Annotated in this window: 23 protein-coding genes and 3 pseudogenes; 19 read left to right on the top strand and 7 right to left on the bottom strand. The window is 34.3% G+C overall.

Going from position 1 to position 20,273, the window contains the following annotated elements:
• Positions 1-13 precede the first annotated feature (13 nt).
• The gene (locus DN394_RS24930) at positions 14-667 is read left to right on the top strand and encodes a TetR/AcrR family transcriptional regulator (RefSeq protein ID WP_000711163.1); all 654 of its coding nucleotides are present in this window, start codon (positions 14-16) and stop codon (positions 665-667) included.
• Positions 668-866: 199 nt separating this feature from the next.
• Here DN394_RS24930 and DN394_RS24925 read toward each other — a convergent pair whose 3' ends face one another.
• Together DN394_RS24925 and DN394_RS24920 are read right to left on the bottom strand one after the other, a co-directional pair.
• Positions 867-1,190: a WGxxGxxG family protein gene (locus DN394_RS24925; protein ID WP_000728149.1), complete on the bottom strand. Its 324-nt coding sequence runs from the start codon at positions 1,188-1,190 to the stop codon at positions 867-869.
• Positions 1,191-1,362: 172 nt separating this feature from the next.
• Positions 1,363-1,878: a DUF3231 family protein gene (locus tag DN394_RS24920; RefSeq protein WP_000538613.1), complete on the bottom strand. Its 516-nt coding sequence runs from the start codon at positions 1,876-1,878 to the stop codon at positions 1,363-1,365.
• A gap of 465 nt (positions 1,879-2,343) precedes the next feature.
• Here DN394_RS24920 and DN394_RS24915 point away from each other — a divergent pair, with 465 nt between their 5' ends.
• The 8 genes from DN394_RS24915 (at position 2,344) to DN394_RS24880 (ending at position 11,529) form a co-directional block, all read left to right on the top strand.
• Positions 2,344-3,312 carry a YbgA family protein gene (locus DN394_RS24915; RefSeq protein WP_001248620.1) on the top strand — a complete coding sequence of 323 codons (969 nt, stop codon included), beginning with the start codon at positions 2,344-2,346 and terminating at the stop codon, positions 3,310-3,312.
• 216 nt (positions 3,313-3,528) lie between these two features.
• Positions 3,529-4,674: an acyl-CoA dehydrogenase gene (locus DN394_RS24910; RefSeq protein ID WP_098704975.1), complete on the top strand. Its 1,146-nt coding sequence runs from the start codon at positions 3,529-3,531 to the stop codon at positions 4,672-4,674.
• 15 nt (positions 4,675-4,689) lie between these two features.
• Positions 4,690-6,027, top strand: a complete 1,338-nt coding sequence (locus DN394_RS24905) for an acetyl-CoA carboxylase biotin carboxylase subunit (protein WP_048566382.1) — start codon at positions 4,690-4,692, stop codon at positions 6,025-6,027.
• 26 nt (positions 6,028-6,053) lie between these two features.
• Positions 6,054-6,269: an acetyl-CoA carboxylase biotin carboxyl carrier protein subunit gene (locus tag DN394_RS24900; protein ID WP_001985297.1), complete on the top strand. Its 216-nt coding sequence runs from the start codon at positions 6,054-6,056 to the stop codon at positions 6,267-6,269.
• 21 nt (positions 6,270-6,290) lie between these two features.
• Positions 6,291-7,202 carry a hydroxymethylglutaryl-CoA lyase gene (mvaB, locus tag DN394_RS24895; protein WP_016087805.1) on the top strand — a complete coding sequence of 304 codons (912 nt, stop codon included), beginning with the start codon at positions 6,291-6,293 and terminating at the stop codon, positions 7,200-7,202.
• A 4-nt stretch (positions 7,203-7,206) separates the two neighbouring features.
• Positions 7,207-7,995, top strand: a complete 789-nt coding sequence (locus tag DN394_RS24890; protein WP_000939808.1) for an enoyl-CoA hydratase — start codon at positions 7,207-7,209, stop codon at positions 7,993-7,995.
• Positions 7,996-7,997: 2 nt separating this feature from the next.
• Positions 7,998-9,539, top strand: a complete 1,542-nt coding sequence (locus DN394_RS24885) for an acyl-CoA carboxylase subunit beta (protein WP_000886749.1) — start codon at positions 7,998-8,000, stop codon at positions 9,537-9,539.
• Positions 9,540-9,588: 49 nt separating this feature from the next.
• The gene (locus DN394_RS24880) at positions 9,589-11,529 is read left to right on the top strand and encodes an AMP-binding protein (protein WP_048566381.1); all 1,941 of its coding nucleotides are present in this window, start codon (positions 9,589-9,591) and stop codon (positions 11,527-11,529) included.
• A gap of 445 nt (positions 11,530-11,974) precedes the next feature.
• On the opposite strand, the gene DN394_RS24875 is transcribed toward DN394_RS24880, so the two are convergent.
• Positions 11,975-12,172: a hypothetical protein gene (locus tag DN394_RS24875; RefSeq protein WP_000358738.1), complete on the bottom strand. Its 198-nt coding sequence runs from the start codon at positions 12,170-12,172 to the stop codon at positions 11,975-11,977.
• A gap of 316 nt (positions 12,173-12,488) precedes the next feature.
• Between DN394_RS24875 and DN394_RS29590 the strand changes: the two genes are divergently transcribed.
• Together DN394_RS29590 and DN394_RS29585 are read left to right on the top strand one after the other, a co-directional pair.
• The gene (locus DN394_RS29590; RefSeq protein WP_000237380.1) at positions 12,489-12,704 is read left to right on the top strand and encodes a hypothetical protein; all 216 of its coding nucleotides are present in this window, start codon (positions 12,489-12,491) and stop codon (positions 12,702-12,704) included.
• A 45-nt stretch (positions 12,705-12,749) separates the two neighbouring features.
• The gene (locus DN394_RS29585) at positions 12,750-12,989 is read left to right on the top strand and encodes a hypothetical protein (protein WP_252197161.1); all 240 of its coding nucleotides are present in this window, start codon (positions 12,750-12,752) and stop codon (positions 12,987-12,989) included.
• 17 nt (positions 12,990-13,006) lie between these two features.
• Here DN394_RS29585 and DN394_RS29580 read toward each other — a convergent pair.
• Positions 13,007-13,063 (bottom strand): annotated as a pseudogene (locus DN394_RS29580) (exosporium leader peptide-containing protein); the annotation flags it as partial.
• 197 nt (positions 13,064-13,260) lie between these two features.
• Complete coding sequence (locus DN394_RS24865; protein ID WP_000526893.1) at positions 13,261-13,629, bottom strand: FtsB family cell division protein; 369 nt, start codon at positions 13,627-13,629, stop codon at positions 13,261-13,263.
• A 666-nt stretch (positions 13,630-14,295) separates the two neighbouring features.
• On the opposite strand from DN394_RS24865, the gene DN394_RS24860 reads away from it, so the two are divergent.
• The 3 genes and pseudogenes from DN394_RS24860 to DN394_RS29570 form a co-directional block, all read left to right on the top strand.
• The gene (locus tag DN394_RS24860; protein WP_000450249.1) at positions 14,296-14,676 is read left to right on the top strand and encodes a hypothetical protein; all 381 of its coding nucleotides are present in this window, start codon (positions 14,296-14,298) and stop codon (positions 14,674-14,676) included.
• Positions 14,677-14,733: 57 nt separating this feature from the next.
• Positions 14,734-14,902 (top strand): annotated as a pseudogene (locus tag DN394_RS29575) (terminase large subunit); the annotation flags it as partial.
• 1 nt (position 14,903) lies between these two features.
• Positions 14,904-15,180, top strand: a pseudogene (locus DN394_RS29570) (N-acetylmuramoyl-L-alanine amidase); the annotation flags it as partial.
• 111 nt (positions 15,181-15,291) lie between these two features.
• Here the strand turns inward: DN394_RS29570 and DN394_RS29885 are convergent.
• Positions 15,292-15,708: a hypothetical protein gene (locus DN394_RS29885; RefSeq protein WP_001041113.1), complete on the bottom strand. Its 417-nt coding sequence runs from the start codon at positions 15,706-15,708 to the stop codon at positions 15,292-15,294.
• 623 nt (positions 15,709-16,331) lie between these two features.
• Between DN394_RS29885 and DN394_RS24835 the strand changes: the two genes are divergently transcribed.
• The 5 genes from DN394_RS24835 to DN394_RS24815 all read left to right on the top strand — a co-directional run bounded on the left by DN394_RS24835 (position 16,332) and on the right by DN394_RS24815 (position 19,134).
• The gene (locus DN394_RS24835; protein WP_000535579.1) at positions 16,332-16,688 is read left to right on the top strand and encodes a hypothetical protein; all 357 of its coding nucleotides are present in this window, start codon (positions 16,332-16,334) and stop codon (positions 16,686-16,688) included.
• A 119-nt stretch (positions 16,689-16,807) separates the two neighbouring features.
• Positions 16,808-17,329: a GNAT family N-acetyltransferase gene (locus DN394_RS24830; RefSeq protein WP_074650392.1), complete on the top strand. Its 522-nt coding sequence runs from the start codon at positions 16,808-16,810 to the stop codon at positions 17,327-17,329.
• A 51-nt stretch (positions 17,330-17,380) separates the two neighbouring features.
• On the top strand, positions 17,381-17,941 hold the full coding sequence (locus DN394_RS24825) for a nucleoside/nucleotide kinase family protein (protein WP_001039243.1): 561 nt from the start codon (positions 17,381-17,383) through the stop codon (positions 17,939-17,941).
• Complete coding sequence (locus tag DN394_RS24820) at positions 17,934-18,662, top strand: alpha/beta fold hydrolase (protein WP_061672035.1); 729 nt, start codon at positions 17,934-17,936, stop codon at positions 18,660-18,662. The genes DN394_RS24825 and DN394_RS24820 overlap by 8 nt, the downstream gene beginning before the upstream one ends.
• A 13-nt stretch (positions 18,663-18,675) precedes the next feature.
• Positions 18,676-19,134, top strand: coding sequence for a DinB family protein (locus DN394_RS24815; RefSeq protein WP_000288262.1), 459 nt, complete (start codon positions 18,676-18,678; stop codon positions 19,132-19,134).
• A gap of 58 nt (positions 19,135-19,192) precedes the next feature.
• On the opposite strand, the gene DN394_RS24810 is transcribed toward DN394_RS24815, so the two are convergent.
• On the bottom strand, positions 19,193-20,209 hold the full coding sequence (locus DN394_RS24810) for a D-alanyl-D-alanine carboxypeptidase family protein (RefSeq protein WP_001160065.1): 1,017 nt from the start codon (positions 20,207-20,209) through the stop codon (positions 19,193-19,195).
• Between the last annotated feature and the right edge of the window lie 64 nt (positions 20,210-20,273).

The raw sequence follows: 20,273 nt of genomic DNA, 5'->3' as shown, positions 1-20,273 counted from the left end.
AGGGGCATTATAGATGAAGAAGGATTGGTTGGATGAATTAATTGCCGCAACTAATACGGATAAACGAAATGAACGTCAAATGCGTATTTTAGAGGCAGCTGTTGATATGTTTGGAGAAAAAGGATATGCATCAACTTCTACAAGTGAAATTGCAAAGCGTGCTGGTGTAGCGGAAGGAACAATCTTCCGCTACTATAAAACGAAAAAAGATTTATTGTTAGCAGTCGTCATGCCGACATTAACAAAGTTTGCTGCACCATTTTTTGTACAAGCCTTCGCAAAGGAAATTTTCAAATCGCAGTATGAATCGTATGAAGGGCTGCTAAGAGTTGTTATTCATAATAGATTTGAATTTGCAAAAAAGCATTTTCCAATGATAAAAATATTAATTCAAGAAGTGCCATTTCAGCCAGAATTGAAAAACGAAATACAACATTTAGTAGAAACAGAGTTACTTTCACATTTTAAAAAGTTGATTGTAAAGTTTCAAGAAGAAGGGGAAATTATTGAGATGCCTCCATCTTCTGTATTACGTCTTACTTTATCAGCTGTATTAGGTTTACTATTAACAAGGTTTTTATTATTGCCTGAAGAAAAATGGGATGATGAAGTGGAGATTGAAAATACGATTCAATTTATATTGTATGGATTAACGCCACGAATCTAACTATAACAACATTTTAGGGGTTTGATTTTTTGTATTTAAATAAATGTAATTTAATAGGTTTAATCATAAGTAAAAATATGTTGATGTGTGAATTTCATATACTATTTTTAAGCAAATAATAAATCGCCTTTAAAAAGGCGATTTATATTCATTATACAATTTTGATAAATAAGTACTTGTTTACTAAAAATATTTTGAATTAGCGTGTTTCTTTGTCTCTTCTTCTAAGACCTAATAATCCTGCTAGACCTAATAAACCGAGCCAAGCCCAATTATTATTTCTATCACGATTATTATTTAAATCATTTGTCGTATTTACATTTCGAGTTCTCACATCATTATTAACTCTGTTCAAGTTATTATCATTAACTCTGTTCAAGTTATTGTCATTAACTCGAGTTGACATATCAGTGTTATTAACTCTATTCATATGATTTCCATCGTATTCAGCTTGGGCAGATGTGCCTAAAAACATAATAGATAGTGCTAAAACACTTAAAATAGATGATAATTTTTTCTTCATAAATTTCCCCTCCTTTCTTATGTATTAATTTTTCCATTGCTTTTGTACATTATTCGTATCACAGTATCTAAATCATAAAGTTAAAATTATTAGAACTATCTTTAATCTCCATTATTAAAAGTACAGGTAAATACAACGAAGCGGTTAACAAAAGTTAACCGCTTATGCCATGTTATGCTTGATCAGATTGAAGAACATGTAAAGGGGGAGGAATAATCCAGCCTTTTTTCTTATTTAACCGTAGTAAAGTAGCACCTGCTTGTGCTTTTTTCATATGGAATTGTCCAAACATCATTCCTACGTCTTCTCGAAGTGATTGTCCCATCGCTTGGCTACATGCTACTAGTCCAGCAGCAAGATCCATAGAAACTTTAGCTGCAATTTCTGCGTCATTAATACGAGCACCAGGAGGGATTGTTTCAATAGATGCAACTGGACGTTCTGGAGGTGCTGGTGGTAATGCCACACCGTTTGATTTTAACAAGTTTTTTAGTTCTTCAACTTCTGATTGGATATCATTTTCTATAAGATTTTCTAAAAACTTTTTTAAGTCCTCGTCTCCAGTATGATTGACAAGAACTTGGTAACCAGCAATTGCACCTTGTGCCCCTGCAAGATAACTCCAAATTGCAAAGACTTCTCCGTAATGCATTGGTTCATTTTGGGGATTACCACTTAATACTCCCATTTTAATATGCCTCCTTAAACTGAATGGATTTTTTGAAATATTTCTTACCAAAGAAAAAATACTTCTGAAAATGTTCCGTAATAAAGAAAGTAGGTTTCTAAAATTCATTTGGAACACCCTAACTACAAGTAATACTTTCTCAGTCTATAATGTACAAATTTAAAGAATATATTCTAAATAACTTGGGATTAAAATTCATATTAAGGCTTATTTTAATTTAAATGTAAAGAGGAAAGGAAAGAATCTGTAACTATGCTAGTAAAGATGGATTGTGTTTAGACAAAAAAGTGTTAACAAGTTTGTACAAGAACTTGTTAATACATATACGAAATAGATTTGAATTGCAGTTGATATAGCATTAAATTTATAGTTATTATAAAAATAATCAATATAAACAGACTTTGCTTAAGATACTAATATCAGTACAATTTAGATTGTATGGATTGATACCATGGAGGTAATGAAATGCGGCAATTTGCAAAACCAACAATTGTTGTAAGTAAATGTTTAGAATTTGATGCCTGTCGTTATAATGCAGAGATGATACCAGATGTAACAATACGAAATTTGCAGCCATTTGTTACATTTATACCTGTTTGTCCAGAAGTCGAGATCGGATTGGGGACTCCTCGTGAAACGATACGAATTGTAGAAGAAAATGGTGTGAATAGGCTTGTACAGCCGTCGACACGAGAAGATGTAACTGAAAAAATGAAGCAATTTTCAAATGACTTTTTACAAACGATATCCGATGTGGATGGTTTTATTTTAAAGAATCGTTCGCCAAGTTGTGGTACGCGCGATGTGAAAATTTATTCTGGTTTTGAAAAAGCGCCAGTAAAAGGAAAGGGATCTGGCTTATTTGGCGGAGCAGTAATAAAAAAATTTTCGCATCTTCCAATTGAAGAAGAGGGTAGATTGTCGAATTTTATTATTAGAGAACATTTCTTTACAAGACTGTTTACAATCGCGCATTACAAAATGATTAAACATACTAAAAACATAAAAGAACTCGTATCATTTCAATCAGACTATAAGTATTTATTTATGGCATATAATCAAGTGAAACAAAAAGAATTAGGGCGTATTATTGCAAATCAAAAAAATGAAACGATTGAAGTTGTATTTGAAAACTATGAGAAGACTTTATATGAATTATTTATGCGCACCCCCCGCTATACATCGAATGTAAATGTATGTGAGCATATTTTTGGATATTTTAAAACAAAGTTGAAAAAACAAGAAAAAGATCATTTTTTAGATTTGATACAAAAGTATATAGAAAAGAAAGTCCCGCTTAGTAGCTTACTTACAATTTTAAAATCATGGGCCATTCGATTTGACGATAAGTATTTATTAAGACAAACATATTTTGAACCATACCCTGAAGCTTTAGTAGAAATTTCTGATTCGGGAAAAGGTAGAGATTATTAAACGATAAATTACATAATTCGACACAAAACTTCCTATGTTGTTGTAGAACAATGTAGGAATTTTTTTGTGCATTAGTACAGAATCTGTTTTAAAATTGAGTTATGACAGAATTATAGCAATTGTCTAACTAATATTCGTGTCTTTTAATTCGTAATGTTTGTAGTAGAAACTCGCACGCTGTCGAAACTCAATATTCGATAAGGGGTGTGTAGCGGAATGGAATTTACTCTAACTCGCGAAAAACAAATGATTAAAGAAATGGTACGTGACTTTGCTGAAAAGGAAATCGCACCGAAAGCTGTGTATTATGACAAAACTGCGGAATTTCCATATGAAACATTTCAAAAAATGGGCGAACTAGGATTATTAGGTATCCCATTCCCTGAAGAGTATGGAGGTTCAGGTGGCGATACTGTATCGTACGCGTTAGCAGTTGAAGAAATTGGTCGTGCTTGTGGTGGGACAGGATTAAGTTACGCTGCAACAATTTCATTAGGTGCTTCTCCAATTTATTATTTCGGTACAGAAGAACAAAAACAGAAATATTTAGTTCCAATGGCGTCAGGTAAAACATTAGGTGCTTTCGGATTAACTGAGCCGAACGCTGGATCTGATGCAGGTGGTACACAAACGAAAGCTGTATTAGATGGAGACGAGTATGTTATTAGTGGTGAAAAGTGTTGGATTACAAATGCAGAGTATGCAAATACAATTATTGTAACCGCTATCAACGGTGTTGAAGATAATGGTAGAAAGCGTATTTCGGCATTTATCGTACCGACTACAAGTGAAGGATTAACGATTTCAAGTCCTTACGATAAGATGGGTGTTCGTGCTTCTAATACATGTGAAATCGTACTTGATAGTGTACGTGTACCGAAAGAAAATATTCTTGGTGATGTAAATAAAGGATTTAAACAATTCTTATATACACTTGATGGAGGACGTATTTCAATCGCAGCATTAGCAGTAGGTATTGCACAATCTGCATTTGAACGTGCGCTGCAATATGCGAAAGAACGTCAACAATTTGGAAAGTCAATCTCTAATTTCCAAGCGATTCAATTTAAATTAGCTGATATGGCGACTGAAGTAGAACTTGCACGTAATTTAGTACATAAAGCAGCTTGGTTAAAAGATAATGATAAACCTTTCGGTAAAGAAGCGGCTATGGCAAAGTTATTTGCATCTGAGGCTGCTAGTCGTATTGCAAATCAAGCGGTACAAATTCACGGTGGATACGGCTATATGCGTGAATATGAAGTGGAACGACATATTCGTGATGCAAAACTATTAGAAATTGGTGAAGGAACTTCTGAAATTCAACGTCTCGTAATTGCAAGACATTTAGGATGTAGATAAAAAGGAGGAATCACTATGTTTCAAAAAATATTAATTGCTAATCGCGGGGAAATCGCAGTTCGTATTATAAAAACTTGTCAAAAACTTGGCATTCGCACTGTTGCTATTTATTCTGAGGCTGATGAAAATGCCCTTCATGTAAAAATGGCAAATGAAGCTTACTTAGTAGGTGGATCGCGTGTCCAAGAAAGCTATTTAAACCTTGAAAAAATTATTGAAATAGCTAAGAAGACAAATGCTGAAGCAATCCATCCGGGATATGGATTATTATCAGAGAATCCGTCTTTTCCGGTTCGCTGTAGAGAAGAAGGGATTGTATTTATAGGTCCATCAGAAGAAATCATTACGAAAATGGGAAGTAAAATCGAATCTCGTATTGCAATGCAAGCTGCAGATGTCCCAGTAGTTCCAGGTATTACTACAAATATTGAAACTGCTGAAGAAGCAATTGAAATTGCAAAACAAATTGGTTATCCATTAATGCTGAAGGCATCCGCAGGCGGCGGAGGCATTGGAATGCAGTTGATGGAAACTGAGCAAACGCTCACCAAAGCATTTGAAAGTAACAAAACAAGAGCACAAAACTTCTTCGGTAACGGAGAAATGTATTTAGAGCGCTATATTGCAGATGCACATCATATTGAAATTCAGCTTTTAGCAGATACACATGGTAACACAGTGTATTTATGGGAGCGTGAATGTTCCGTGCAGCGCCGAAATCAGAAAGTAATTGAAGAAGCACCTTCACCATTTTTAGATGAAGGTACGCGAAAAGCGATGGGAGAAGTTGCTGTACAAGCTGCCAAAGCTCTAGGCTATACAAACGCAGGTACAGTTGAGTTTCTTGTAGATGATCAGAAGAACTTTTATTTCTTAGAGATGAATACGAGATTACAAGTAGAGCATCCAGTTACAGAAGAAATTACTGGTTTAGATCTTGTAGAACAACAACTTCTAATTGCATACGGTGAGAAACTATCATTTACACAAGATGATGTAAAACGTAGTGGTCATGCCATTGAGGCACGTATTTATGCAGAGGATCCGAAAACTTTCTTCCCATCACCTGGGAAAATTACAGATTTAGCACTTCCATCAAATGTACGTATTGATCATTTTTTAGAGAATCAAGTCACGATTACACCTTTCTATGATCCAATGATTGCGAAAGTCATTGCTCATGGTGAAACTCGTGAAGAAGCAATTTCAAAATTACATGATGCTTTAGAAGAAATAAAAGTAGAAGGTATTAAAACGAACACGCCAATGCTACTTCAAGTATTGGAAGACGATGTGTTCAAAAGTGGTATTTATACAACGGGTTTTGTAACGAAACAACTTGTTAAAAAATAAGATTTAACAATATTAAGGGGGAAAAAATGATGACGAAGGTATATGCATCGATGGCAGGAAATGTATGGAAGATTGTTGTAGGAGTAGGAGATACAGTAGAGGAAGAGCAGGATGTCGTCATTTTGGAATCTATGAAAATGGAAATTCCAATCGTTTCAGAAGAAGCTGGCACAGTTATGAAAATTAATGTGCAAGAAGGCGATTTTGTAAATGAAGGAGATGTATTACTAGAAATTGAATAGGGAGATATAGGGGGAAGCGAATTGAAACTACCTAATTTTGCTGTCATTAAAGAAGTCGGGCCACGCGATGGCTTACAAAATGAAAAAAAGATTGTTGGCACAAAAGATAAAGTAAAATGGATTCAACTACTTACAGAGGCGGGATTATCGTACGTTGAAGTTTCCTCATTCGTTCACCCTAAATGGGTCCCTGCATTAGCAGATGCAAATGATGTGTTTTCTGAGCTAAAAAGGGATCCCAATGTTACATATGCAGCGCTTGTTCCAAATCAAAATGGTTTGGAACGAGCTTTTTTGCAAAATGTAGATGAGGTGAATGTTTTTTTATCAGCAAGTGAATCTCATAATAAAAGTAATATTAATAAATCAATTAAAGAAGCATTAGTTGTAATTGAAGATATAACAAAACAGGCATTATTCGAAGGGAAAAAGGTAAGAGGCTATGTTTCTACTGTATTTGGATGTCCTTATGAAGGGGATATAAGTACCGCAGCAGTTGACGAATTATGTAATCAACTATTTTCATACGGCATTTATGAAGTCTCGCTTGGTGACACGATCGGTGTAGCGAATCCACTACAAGTAGAGCGAGTATTAGAACATTTATTAAAGAAATACGATGCTTCGCAGTTTGCAATGCATTTCCATAATACGTACGGTATGGCTCTGGCGAATGTAGTTAAGTCTTTAGAATACGGTATTACAACATTTGATAGTTCTTGTGGTGGCCTTGGGGGTTGTCCATATGCACCTGGAGCATCAGGTAATGTTGCAACTGATGACTTAGTTTATATGCTCCATAAGTTAGGGGTCCAAACGAATATTGATGAAGAGAAGTTATTGAGAGCGAGTCAGTTTATTCAAAGTAAATTAAATATCCAATTACCAAGTCATGTGTATAGAGCGCTTCAACATAAAACGATAAGTAGGTGAGAAGATGCTACAATTACAAAATATTTCAGTTGATTATGTAACACCTCACGTTGTAAAGATTTCATTAAATCGTGAAAGACAAGCAAACTCATTATCTTTAGCGTTATTAGAAGAGTTACAAAACATATTAACTCAAATAAGTGAAGAGTCAAATACTAGAGTAGTTATTCTAACAGGTGCTGGTGAAAAAGCATTTTGTGCTGGTGCTGATTTAAAAGAACGCGCTGGTATGAATGAAGAACAAGTTCGTCATGCTGTTAGTATGATTCGCACTACTATGGAAATGGTTGAACAATTACCACAGCCAGTTATCGCTGCTATAAATGGAATCGCACTTGGTGGTGGTACGGAATTAAGTTTAGCTTGTGATTTTAGAATTGCGGCTGAATCTGCAAGTCTTGGTCTTACTGAAACTACACTTGCAATTATACCAGGAGCAGGTGGTACGCAGCGTTTGCCAAGATTAATTGGTGTTGGTAGAGCGAAGGAATTAATTTATACAGGAAGACGTATTTCGGCGCAAGAAGCAAAAGAATATGGTTTAGTAGAATTTGTTGTACCAGCTCATTTACTTGAAGAGAAAGCAATTGAAATAGCAGAGAAAATTGCTAGTAATGGTCCTATTGCTGTTCGATTAGCAAAAGAAGCAATTTCAAACGGTATTCAAGTTGATTTACATACCGGATTACAAATGGAAAAACAAGCGTATGAAGGTGTAATCCATACGAAAGATAGATTAGAAGGATTACAAGCATTCAAGGAAAAACGCACACCAATGTATAAGGGGGAGTAAATATGTTAGACCAAAAACAACAATCGAATACATTTGAAGAACGAGTTGAAACGATTAAACAAGGCGGCGCACCAAAATATCATGAACAAAACAAAGCAAAGGGAAAACTATTCGTTCGAGATCGTTTAGCGCTTTTATTTGATAATGGTGAATATGTAGAAGATGCATTATTTGCAAACTGTGAACAAACTGGATTACCTGCTGATGGTGTTATAACGGCAACGGGTAAAATACATGGTCGTATGGCATGTGTGATGGCAAATGATTCAACTGTAAAAGCTGGATCATGGGGGGCACGTACAGTTGAAAAGATTTTACGTATTCAAGAAACGGCAGAAAAATTACGTGTTCCGTTATTTTATTTAGTTGACTCTGCTGGAGCGCGTATTACTGATCAAGTTGAAATGTTCCCAGGGCGCCGTGGTGCAGGAAGAATTTTCTATAATCAAGTGAAATTATCAGGTAAAGTTCCGCAAGTATGCTTATTATTTGGACCTTCTGCAGCTGGTGGCGCATATATTCCAGCCTTTTGTGATGTTGTTATGATGGTGGAAGGAAATGCATCTATGTATTTAGGGTCTCCTCGTATGGCTGAGATGGTTATCGGCGAGAAGGTAACCTTAGAAGAAATGGGCGGAGCACGTATGCATTGCTCTGTATCAGGATGCGGAGATGTTTTATGTAAGACCGAAGAAGATGCGATTACACAAGCAAGACAATACATTTCATATTTTCCAAACAACTACTTAGAAAAGACTCCATTGGTTACACCTCAAGAACCGAAACAATTCGATAAAACGTTAGAACAAATCATTCCAGAAAATCAAAATGCTCCTTTCAATATGAAAGATCTCATTAATAGAGTTATTGATGAAGGTTCTTTCTATGAAGTGAAAAAACTATTTGCTCAAGAACTAATTACAGGCTTGGCACGTATTGATGGTAAGCCAGTTGGTATTATTGCAAATCAACCGCGTATGAAAGGCGGCGTATTATTCCACGATTCAGCGGATAAGGCTGCGAAGTTTATTAATTTATGTGATGCATATCATATTCCGTTGTTATTCCTTGCAGATGTACCTGGATTTATGATTGGTACAAAAGTAGAACGTGCTGGTATTATTCGTCATGGTGCAAAGATGATTTCTGCAATGAGTGAAGCAACTGTACCGAAAATTTCTATCGTTGTTCGTAAAGCATACGGTGCTGGTTTATATGCAATGGCAGGTCCAGCCTTTGAACCAGATTGCTGCTTAGCATTACCGACAGCTTCTATTGCGGTAATGGGTCCAGAAGCAGCAGTCAATGCTGTATATGCAAATAAGATTGCAGCTTTACCAGAAGAAGAGCGTGATAGCTTCATTGCTGAAAAACGCGAAGAGTATAAGAAAGATATTGATATTTACCATTTAGCATCAGAGATGGTCATTGATGGTATTGTTCATCCAAACAATTTACGAGAAGAGTTAAAAGGACGATTCGAAATGTATATGAGTAAATATCAAGTATTTACGGATCGTAAACATCCTGTTTATCCAGTTTAAAAGCCCTATTTAGGGCTTTCTTGCTCAAAAAGTCAAGGAGGGGAAAACATTGAAACAAGCAGTTTGGTTTCCAACAGAAGAATATAAAGAAAAAACGCGTTTATATGGTTGGATGAAATCATTGGGCTATGAAGATTATGAAACGTTTTATAATAAATCTATTGAAGAAACAGATTGGTTTTGGGGAGAAGCTGAGAAAGCGGTTGGCTATCAATGGATGAAGCCTTATACAGAAGTGCTAGATTTAGAAAATGGTACGCCGTTTGCACAGTGGTATAATGGCGGAACATGTAACGTTGTAGAATCAGTTTTATCACGCTGGCTTGCAGATGATGAAACAAGAACGCAACCAGCACTACAGTACGAGGGAGAAAATGGAACTTCAAAATCATTTACATATGAAGAGCTTGACAACTGGGTAAGTCGCGTTGCAAACGGTTTGAAACATGCGGGTATTGAAAAAGGTGACCGTGTAACAATTTATATGCCGATGATTCCAGAAACAGTTGTTTCAATGCTAGCTGTTATGAAAATCGGAGCAATTATTTCACCAATATTCTCAGGATTTGCGTCTGATGCAGTCATGACTCGCGTGCAAGCGGCAGGGTCAAAAATGATCATTACTGCAGATGGTTTTTCACGCCGCGGTAAAATTGTTTCATTAAAAGATGAAGTAGATAAAGCTTGTGAGCATTGTCCAACTGTTGAAAAAGTTGTTATCGTTCGTCATGCAGGAAATGATTTTACACCGCATCATTACGATTTCTCATGGAGTACGCTAGAAAAAGAAAAACCATTTACACATGCTGAAGAAATGCATAGTGATGATCCGTTAATGCTCATTTACACATCAGGTACAACTGGGAAACCGAAAGGAACAGTACATACACATGCTGGTTTCCCTTTGAAAGCTGCATTTGATGCAGGATTTGGAATGAATATCAAACAAGGTGACCGCGTGTTATGGGTAACTGATATGGGATGGATGATGGGACCATTTCTACTATTCGGCTCTCTCATAAATGGAGCAACGATGGTTATGTACGAAGGTGTTCCTGACTTTCCAGAGGCAGATCGTTTATGGGAGACGGTTGATAAATATGAAATTACACATCTCGGTATATCACCAACATTAATTCGTGCGTTAATGGCAAAAGGTGATGAGTATGTTAATAAACATTCACTAAAGAGTTTAGAAGTATTCGCATCAACAGGTGAACCTTGGAATCCAGACCCTTGGATGTGGCTATTTGAAACAGTTGGAAAAAGTAATGTACCAATTTGTAACTATTCAGGCGGTACTGAAATTTCTGGTGGAATTTTCGGAAACGTCCTTATTAAACCAATTGCACCGATTAGCTTTAACGCTTCTTTACCAGGAATGGCAGCGGTTGTGCTCGATGATCAAGGTAATCCAATTCGTGATGAAGTTGGAGAATTATGTTTAGAGAAACCTTGGGTTGGTATGACGAAAAGCTTCTGGGAAGACGATGAACGCTATGTGAACACATATTGGTCACGTTTTGAAAATAAATGGGTTCATGGTGACTGGGTGATTTATGATGGTGAGCAATATATTATTACAGGACGCTCAGATGATACGTTAAACATTGCTGGAAAACGTATTGGACCTGCAGAATATGAATCTATTCTTGTGAAGCATAATGATGTCATAGAAGCTGCCGCGATTGGTGTACCTGATGATGTAAAAGGTGAAGTTTGTCATTGTTTTGTAGTATTAAGGGACAATGTAACATTCACAGGAGAGTTAAAGAAAGAATTAATGAGTTTAGTAAACTCTCATATCGGAAAAGCATTGTGTCCAAAAGATATTCACGTTGTAGAAGATTTACCAAAAACACGTAATTCTAAAGTAATGCGACGCGTCATTAAAGCTGCTTACTTAGGAAAAGAATTAGGTGATTTATCATCACTTGTAAATCCTGAAGTAGTTCCGTTTATTCAGGGGTTACAGTCTAGCAAACTATAAAATTACGAATGAGCTCTATGTAAATAGAGCTCATTTTTAATGTTTACAAAAAGATAAGAGAGAAAAAGTAAATTTGAAGTTAAAAAATCTACTATTAGTGTTAAGTATGTCTGTGTTTGTTTTTAGTTTTTATCAAAATAGGATACTGTTGCATATCTATCCAATGGAGTAATTGAATTTTGTTAAGAATGAAAATTTAGTGAAGAAAAAAGTAATGAATAAAAGGAGAAATCCCTGGGGGACAGGGATTCAATAAAGGAAATATCATCGTCGTTCAATGTCGAAATTTGGCGTATTAGACAAATTAATATTATCACGAATTTTCAGGAGATTGTGATAGTGGATGTGTCAAAAATGTGTACGGTTTTCATATAAAAGTGTTAATTAAATAGGAAAAGGGAAAAGAATTAAGTTCACTCGTTCTTAAGATTTTTCCCTTTCAAATTTACTGCTTGTTCGTTGTTCTATATACATCTGAAATTGGTAAATCGTCGCCATGTAAAGCTTGAGTACTGTCCTTTTTGTTTGAATCATGTGCCTCCTGAGATGTTTCTTGCATTTGCTCTTGAGCTTTACTAGGAGTATTCAGCGCATCCGATGACACATAATCAAGTTGTTGACTTAATAGATTTTTTTTATCCATGTTATGTAGCTCCTTTTTGAATTTAGATATAAAAACGAAGTGTTTTTAAATAGTTACGTGGGTATTATGTTTCTTTGAATGGAATTATATACATAACCTATATTGAGAATTTAACTAATTATAAAAATCACTTGTGATGACAAGTTTAAGAAATATAAAGATCATTAGTTCTTAATAAAAGCTTTATTTTAGTAGGGTGTTTCGAAATTTCATTTGAAAGGAATATCCCAATGATAAGATGAGCACTGTAAATCAGTGCTCATCTTATCAGAAATTGCTTAGTACTTAAAGATAAAACCATTACGGACAATTCACAATGGTAATAGTGACGCTAGCCATTGTTCCAGGAGAATCAAGAAGTGAAGCAGTAACGGTTACTGTTCCAGGCCCATTAGCGGCTAGAAATACAGCGGTAAAGTTACCTGAAGCATTTGTAATGACAGCAAGAGGAACCATGAAAGCAAGAGAAGGATTACTAAATGAAAAACTGACCACTACTCCTGGAGTAGGACTACCGTTTACTAATACTTGACCCGAAAAAAATAAAGTATTATTTCCTTGAGTGGATACACATGTCGTGGTTTCGTTAGAAGTCAAAGTAATAGATGCAGGCCCAGCAGGAAGATTAAATCCAGTTGGTCCAGTTGATCCAGTTAGTCCAGTTGGTCCAGTTGATCCAGTTGGTCCAGTTGAACCAGTTGGTCCAGTTGATCCAGTTGAACCAGTTGGTCCAGTTGATCCAGTTGGTCCAGTTGAACCAGTTGGTCCGGTTGAACCCGTAGCTCCTGTAGAACCGGTGGGACCAGTAGGGAATTGAAAGGGTTGAACAGGTGGAAGTGTAGGTCCAATAGACCCCGGATTAAGTGCAGCAAAAGATAAAAACTCGTCCATTATTTATCACCTCTAAAAATCGTATTACTAATAGTAAATGTAATGATAAAGCAAAGTGAAATGGACAAGCGGTTGTATTTTAATAAATTAAACAAAATTTTTATTTGATAGAAAGAGAGATTAGTATGATTCCTTTAGAAATTAAATATAAAAAGGCGAGTATTTTCAAATCGCCTTTTGGGTAATGCAGTGTAATTTTATTCAGTTATTTTAAAAATAGTTTCATTCGGTTTGGAAAATCCATACAGTTTCCTTGCGAATTTTAAAATTTCTTCTTCACTATCTGTTAAAGCTTTAACATCATTCTTAAGGGAATGACCATCCTTCTTTAAAGAAGATAATTTTTGTTGCTCCGTATTAAGCGTGATTTGTTTTTCTTTAATCATTTCTTGTTGGTTATTAAGAGAATATTGAAGGACAAAAATGATAGGTAATATTAAAGCCAAAATAGTTATAATACGGCGTCTTGTTTTTTTATTATTACCTTGTTGGGTGTTAGGGTTCACTTGCTGTGAGGGTATATTAGGATTTGATTGTTGTGATGATACATTTGGGATGTTTCCCATTAAAATGCCTCCATTACTGATTGTAGAATTTAAACCATTTAAAAGTATTATAAATGTTCAATAGGGATTTTAGAAGATATTTTAATATAGGTGAGTTTTGTAAAGTTTAAACAAAATTTTTATTTAAATAAAAGAAACCCCGATTGTCTATGGGGCTCTTGAAGATAATGGTTAAGTAATGAAGTACTCCACTAATTAAAGATATCATGAATTTTTTGGTGAAAATACTGGTGAATTCATCCGAATTAATGAGAGCCTCATTTGAAACAAAAATGCTATTTTAATAGGGAGGGGAATAATGATGATTCCATGGGACAAGCGAGTATACATTGTATCAAGGTGATTATTTTATTAAAGAGGGGACAATTTTAGAGGTTAGTGAAAAGGCGAATAAATCATTATATTGGCTTCGGTGCATGTTAGCTCCAAGCTATGAAAAAGTGTGTCGTAATAGTACAAAGCGACTTTGGTTGATTCGGATAGATGATGACGAAGAATGATGTGAAAATTTCATTTCGTAGAGAAATAAGGTGATTAAGGGTGGGCATAGAATATGCCCTATTTGTATTAAAAAAGAGCAGAATTTCGCCTATATATAAAGATGTTGGAATTGTTCTAAAGGGGGGAATATCTGAAATATAAATAATTGAGGGGAGTGAATTAATAATGGAAACTAGTACTTTTTTAGGATTGTTTTGGGGATGGGTAACGGTTATCGTATCGGGAATACTTTTCGTACGTCCATCGGTACTACGTGAATTGAAAAAATTAGTGGTTGAAGACAGAGGATTTGGTATTATGTATGGTTTTCTATCGATTTTCCTAGGGTTAGGTAGTGTAATCCTACATAATGTATGGGTATTCAACTGGCAGGGGTTCCTAACTTTTATTGCATGGCTTGCATTATTAAAGGGAATCTACATAATTGCATATCCTGAACCTTCCAAGAAAACAGACTTTGAAGTAAGGGTACTATCTACACGTATAGTGCTCGCTATCATTGGCGCCTTGGCTTTATGGATGCTTATAGTAATCTATATAAAATAATCTTTTTCTAATAAGGAAGTTAATAAAATATGAGGAAATTCCATAATAATACTAATTTTAGAATGTTCCATTGCGAAATGGTCAGAAATTCTTGCTTACAAATCGTGCATTCCCTAATTTATATGCTCAAAAATTTATAGGAGCATTAGAATTTGCGAGTGTTCGGGATTTTGGTGTATGTGGTCTTTTAGTTAGACAAAATGGTGCGTACATTTTTAAAACTCATAGACGGCTGGTTGAATCTTGGCGAAGAGCAATAGATTAAATACGATTCTTTGATGTGAAGTTCGATAAAAAAGTACAGTAGATTCATCTATTGGAGGAAAACGTGGTGTTTCTAAAAGGAATAATTTACGTTTCTATGATTCACCAACTTGGCAGGATAAAGACGTTGCTGGTTCTGTTAATGTATGATTAGAGTTTATTATTGATGCAAAAGCAAGTGTTAAAGGAACATTACAATACAAGATGCACAATAGCAAAGGAAAAACATACTGCTGGTAAATAAGCTTATATGTATGTGAAGTAATTAAAGAGTCGATTTATAAGAGTCAGCTTATTTTTCAATACTCCACTCAACTAGTAATTATAGATGCCAGTTTAAATCTCTACGTGTTAATATATAAAAAGCTGACTATATTTAGTCAGCTTTTTATATATTCTAGTATTTACCGGTCCCAAAAGATATATTCTTTCCTTTAAGTTGACATTTAAAATATTACCAATGTTTTCTTTTACAATGACAACAAATAAAGAAACATTTACAGCGACACTTATTTCGTTTAGAACTCCAATCATCATTGCAATGCTGTTCTTTAGATTTCCACCAATCATCATCACAATGGTGTTTTTCTTTAGATTTCCACCAATCATCATCACAATGGTGCTGTTCTTTAGATTTCCACCAGTCATCACAACAATGCTTTTTCTTAGAACTCCAGCAATCATTTTTCCAGGACATTCTTTTATACCTCCCTTCAATAGGATTACTATTATTCTATGTTTTAGTAAAAAAATGGCTTGTTTATTCACCTATTATTTTCCCTTTAAATGATAGAGTGCTTTCTACTAGATATAGAATCCATACAAACTATGCTAAATTTTACAAAATAGTGGAGAGAACTACTGGTTATGAGATTGATCAATAAACACTTGGTGAAGAAAACGTTCTGATTATAAATAATATCTTATTTTGGAGTATGTTTTTCTGAATGTATACTTCAAAACAGCAAAGGAAAAATATACTATATTACTGCAAACAAAGTCTATGTATATGTGAAGTAATAGGAATAGCTGGAGATTCTTTAAAAAGTCAGCTTATTAATAAAAAATTTTTTTGAGAAAGGGTCTGTCTAAATTTTAAATTCAGCAGAATTAAATCCAAGTCCAATCATTAAACAGGCCTTTAATTGTTAGAGGTCCGTTTTGTTATTAATAAAGAAAAGAATGTTATTGTCGTTGAAAGCACGTTTATACTAATAATGCTACATATTTGGAGTATTTGAATTGAGTATTCATACAGTAGTATATTCGTTTTTAATATATATAAAAAGGTTTAGTACAAGTGTTTGTTTTTTTGTTTCTATGCTTTTGTCTCGTACACTTTTAAGCTATTGGACATACTTTACTAATAGAAAGGATTAGGGGGTGAGGATTTGGGTTCTCGATTTAATAATTGTAGAAAAAAATGTACGTGTAAACATGATGATTGTTGGGATGTTTTTGAAGAGTGTAAAAAAGAACAGCATGAGAAATGTGACAGCTCTTGTGTACAAGGAATTAGAGACGAACTTAAAAAATTAATTAATAAAACAGTGCGAATTAACACTGAAGGACGTACTTATATAGGTACTGTTTCTTCTGTAACTTGCGATGTTGTTAAGCTGGCTGCTATTCCTGGTTCAGTTGCAGCAATTATATCTCTTTGTAAAATTGAAGCGATTTTACCACCTGCTACAACTGTTGCTGATGAGTTTGATTTTAACGGTGTTGACGTAGCAAATAAAGAGTAATTATGCTTTATTGATTGCAAAGCCATTCTTATGAATGGCTTTTTATTTTGTTTAAAAGGGAATATATTTTTCATATAGAAATAAATTTGAAGGTGTATAAAAGGTTGTGTGAAAGGAGAATGAGAGTGATCAAGCTGAAACAATTTACAAGAACTGATTTCAAACAATTAATAAATTGGATTGATTGCGAAGAATTTTTAATACAGTGGTCAGGAAATGTATTTACATACCCTTTACATGAACAACAATTAGAAAAATATATTGAAAGCAAAAATACGCTTGCATTTAAAGTAATAGATGAAGAGACTAGAAAAGTAATTGGTCATATTTCACTTGGGCAAATTGACAATATAAATAAATCTGCAAGAATTGGAAAAGTGTTAGTTGGTGATACGAAAATGCGAGGGCGTTCTATAGGGAAACATATGATGAAAGCAGTATTACAAATTGCATTTGAAGAATTAAAACTACATAGAGTAACTCTAGGTGTTTATGATTTTAATACGTCGGCCATCTCATGTTATGAAAAAGTAGGATTTGTAAAAGAAGGTTTATTAAGAGAATCCAAAAAAGTAGGAGAAACATATTGGAATTTATGGGAAATGAGTATGTTAGAATATGAATGGAGTGATAAAAAATAATAGTTTTTTATAATTATGTTATGTCAATTAAAAGGGGTATGGTGGGAAGTTATGAATAAAAATACTAAAGTAATTTCAGTTGCAGCTGTTTCAGGAGGAGGTAAAACTACTGTTACAGAAAGTTTAACTCACAAGTTAATGAATTCAAAAGCACTATATTTTGATAGTTATAACTTTGATAATTGTCCTGCTGATATTTGTAAATGGATTGATGATGGAGCAAATTATGATGAATGGGTACTCACACCATTAATTAAGGATATTCAGCATCTGTTACAAAATAGTTATCTAGATTATATTATTGTAGATTATCCTTTTGCATACCTAAATAGTGAAATGCGACAATTCATTGATGTAACCATATTTATCGACACACCTTTAGATATTGCGATGGCTAGAAGAATTTTGCGAGATTTTAAGGAAGATACAATGAGTGAAATACAAAATGATTTAAAGCACTATATAACATATGCTAGAAAAGCTTATTTAGAGGCACTTCATACCGTAAAGCCAAATTCAGATATTGTTTTGGATGGATCTTTATCTGTCGATGAAATAATTAATCAAATTTTAGAGTCACTTAATCGGAGAGAAGTAATCGTCAATGGTTAAATGTATAGAGGAATATGTACAAGTTGATGATTTTAAAATGTATTCAAAAGTATTCCAAGGAAAGCAGTTGCAACCTGTTATTATAATGGAAGCAGGTTATGGCGATTATTCAAAGACATGGGATCATATTGCTGAAGAGTTGACGGAATATGGGACGGTACTTTCATATGATCGAGCGGGATTAGGGAAAAGTGGGAAGAGTTCCAAGAGACGTATTAGTTCTGAAATGGTAAAAGATTTAAGAAGTTGCTTAGAGCAATTACAATTGAAACCACCTTATATTTTTGTAGGACATTCTTTTGGTGGTATAAATGCACGTTTATTTGCGACTTTTTATCCCGAAGATATGTTGGGAATCGTTTTGGCGGATTCGACACCAGAAAATTATAAAGAAGATTTTCTGCCAATCATGTCTAATGAATTTCAAGAAGCTTACTATAAACAGTTTGTATATGAAAGTTCATATGAAGAGTTTACATTTAGTTTAAGTGAAGTAGATAGATGTTGTAAATCAATGAATGATATTCCACTTGTCGTGTTAGCTGCGGGTAAAAAAGCTTTTTATTCGCCAGATGAACAAATGAAATGGTTGCAATTGCAAGAAGAATTATTACGATTATCAAGCAATAATAAATTTGTAATTGCAACACAAAGCGGTCACTATATTCAAAAAGATGAGCCGTATTATGTAATAGATGCGGTTAAGTGGATTATTGGGTAGGGGAGAGATAAATATGTACACTTTATTTCAATACAATTGGCAAGTAAGAGATGATTGGTTTAAGTGGTGTGAACAACTTTCAGAGGAAGAATTGCTCCGCAAGCGTGTAGGTGGTGTAGGAAGTATTTTAGAAACATTATTCCATATTGTCGATGTTGAATACAGCTGGATTAATGCGCTTCAAGGAAAAGAAGATAATGAACCGCAGTTTAAAGATTATCAATCAATCCAAAAAGTGAAAGCGTTATCTGATTTATATAAACGAGAATTAGAAGATTTTTTACAGTTGTGGTCATCTAGCCTAGAATGTAAGATATTAAAAGCTTCGTGGACAGATAAAACATATACATACGGTGAAGTGTTAAGGCATGTAATTGTACATGAAATTCATCACATTGGTCAGCTATCTATATGGGCGAGAGAGCTAAATCTTCAGCCTGTTTCAGCTAATTTAATTGGAAGAGGACTATAGATTTAGAAACCGGCTTGCACTGTAAATACAAGCCGGTTTTTATATATAAGAAGATTTCCTAGTTGAAATCCTCGGATTTTTTCTGACGTATATGTAAAAACATTAAAAAGGTAATAATGAAGAAAATCAACAATGTTTGTATGATTAAATTTTTAAACTGAAGCAAAACTGTCCAAGATGTAACAGCATCTTTAAAAGCTTGGAGTGCAGAGTACGAGGAAGGATCAAAACCGTACTGTAGTAACTTTTTTGTTTCAATAAAAGTACTGTTTTCTTCATTGGAGTCTAATATTACGGAAATAAGTCTAGTATCTCCTCGTTTTGCTGTACTGACAAAACTATAATTACCATTAGTTGAAAAACTAGTTTGTAAGCCGTCAACACCTTGGAGTTTAATGTTTTTATTAAGAGAATAAATCATTTTATTTGTGTTGAAAACTTTTGAGTCTTTGAAGGTAAATTGGTAAGAGGTTAGTTTCGTAACATTCAATACATCTGGAAAGTCTTTTACTAATTGTGTCGCTAGTTTAGCTACGTCTATAGCTGTTGTAGTTGATTGTTTATTTGTATCGTTATTCATTCCAGTAGCATTTAGAAACGGGGATGGTTGTGATAACTTTAGTTGTTTTGCTTTCTCATTCATTAAAAGTGTAAAGTTATCTTCGTTTCCAGCAATGTGTTCTGCAAGGGCAAGTGCGGAACGATTATTCCCTGTCAAAAACAATGCATGAAGTAAATCACGAACTGTCGTTTTATCTTTCGAAGTTACTTGTATAGGACTCGTTTCTGCTCGGAAAACTTCGTTACTTATTTTTACTAATTCATCTAACTGTATTTTTCCTTCATTCAGTTGTTCCATGGTGATATACTCTGTCATTAATTTAGATAAAGTAGCTGATTGTATAGGAGTTTCTTCATTTTTTTTATAAACAACTTCACCTGAATTAGCATCTATTAAAATAGCTGATTTAGCTTGAATAATTGGACCATTTACATAGAGGTAAAAATATAAAACGATAAGTGCTGTAATAACAAAAGATAAGAATAAAATTGTGAACTTTTTCAAGAATTGCATAAGCGATCCTCCTACTATGACATCAATAATACTATTGTAAAAAGGAATGCTTAATTAGGAAGAA

Source organism: Bacillus sp. BB081 (assembly GCF_008368895.1).
Classification (GTDB): domain Bacteria; phylum Bacillota; class Bacilli; order Bacillales; family Bacillaceae_G; genus Bacillus_A; species Bacillus_A wiedmannii.
This window is presented reverse-complemented; position numbering and strand designations above follow the sequence as displayed.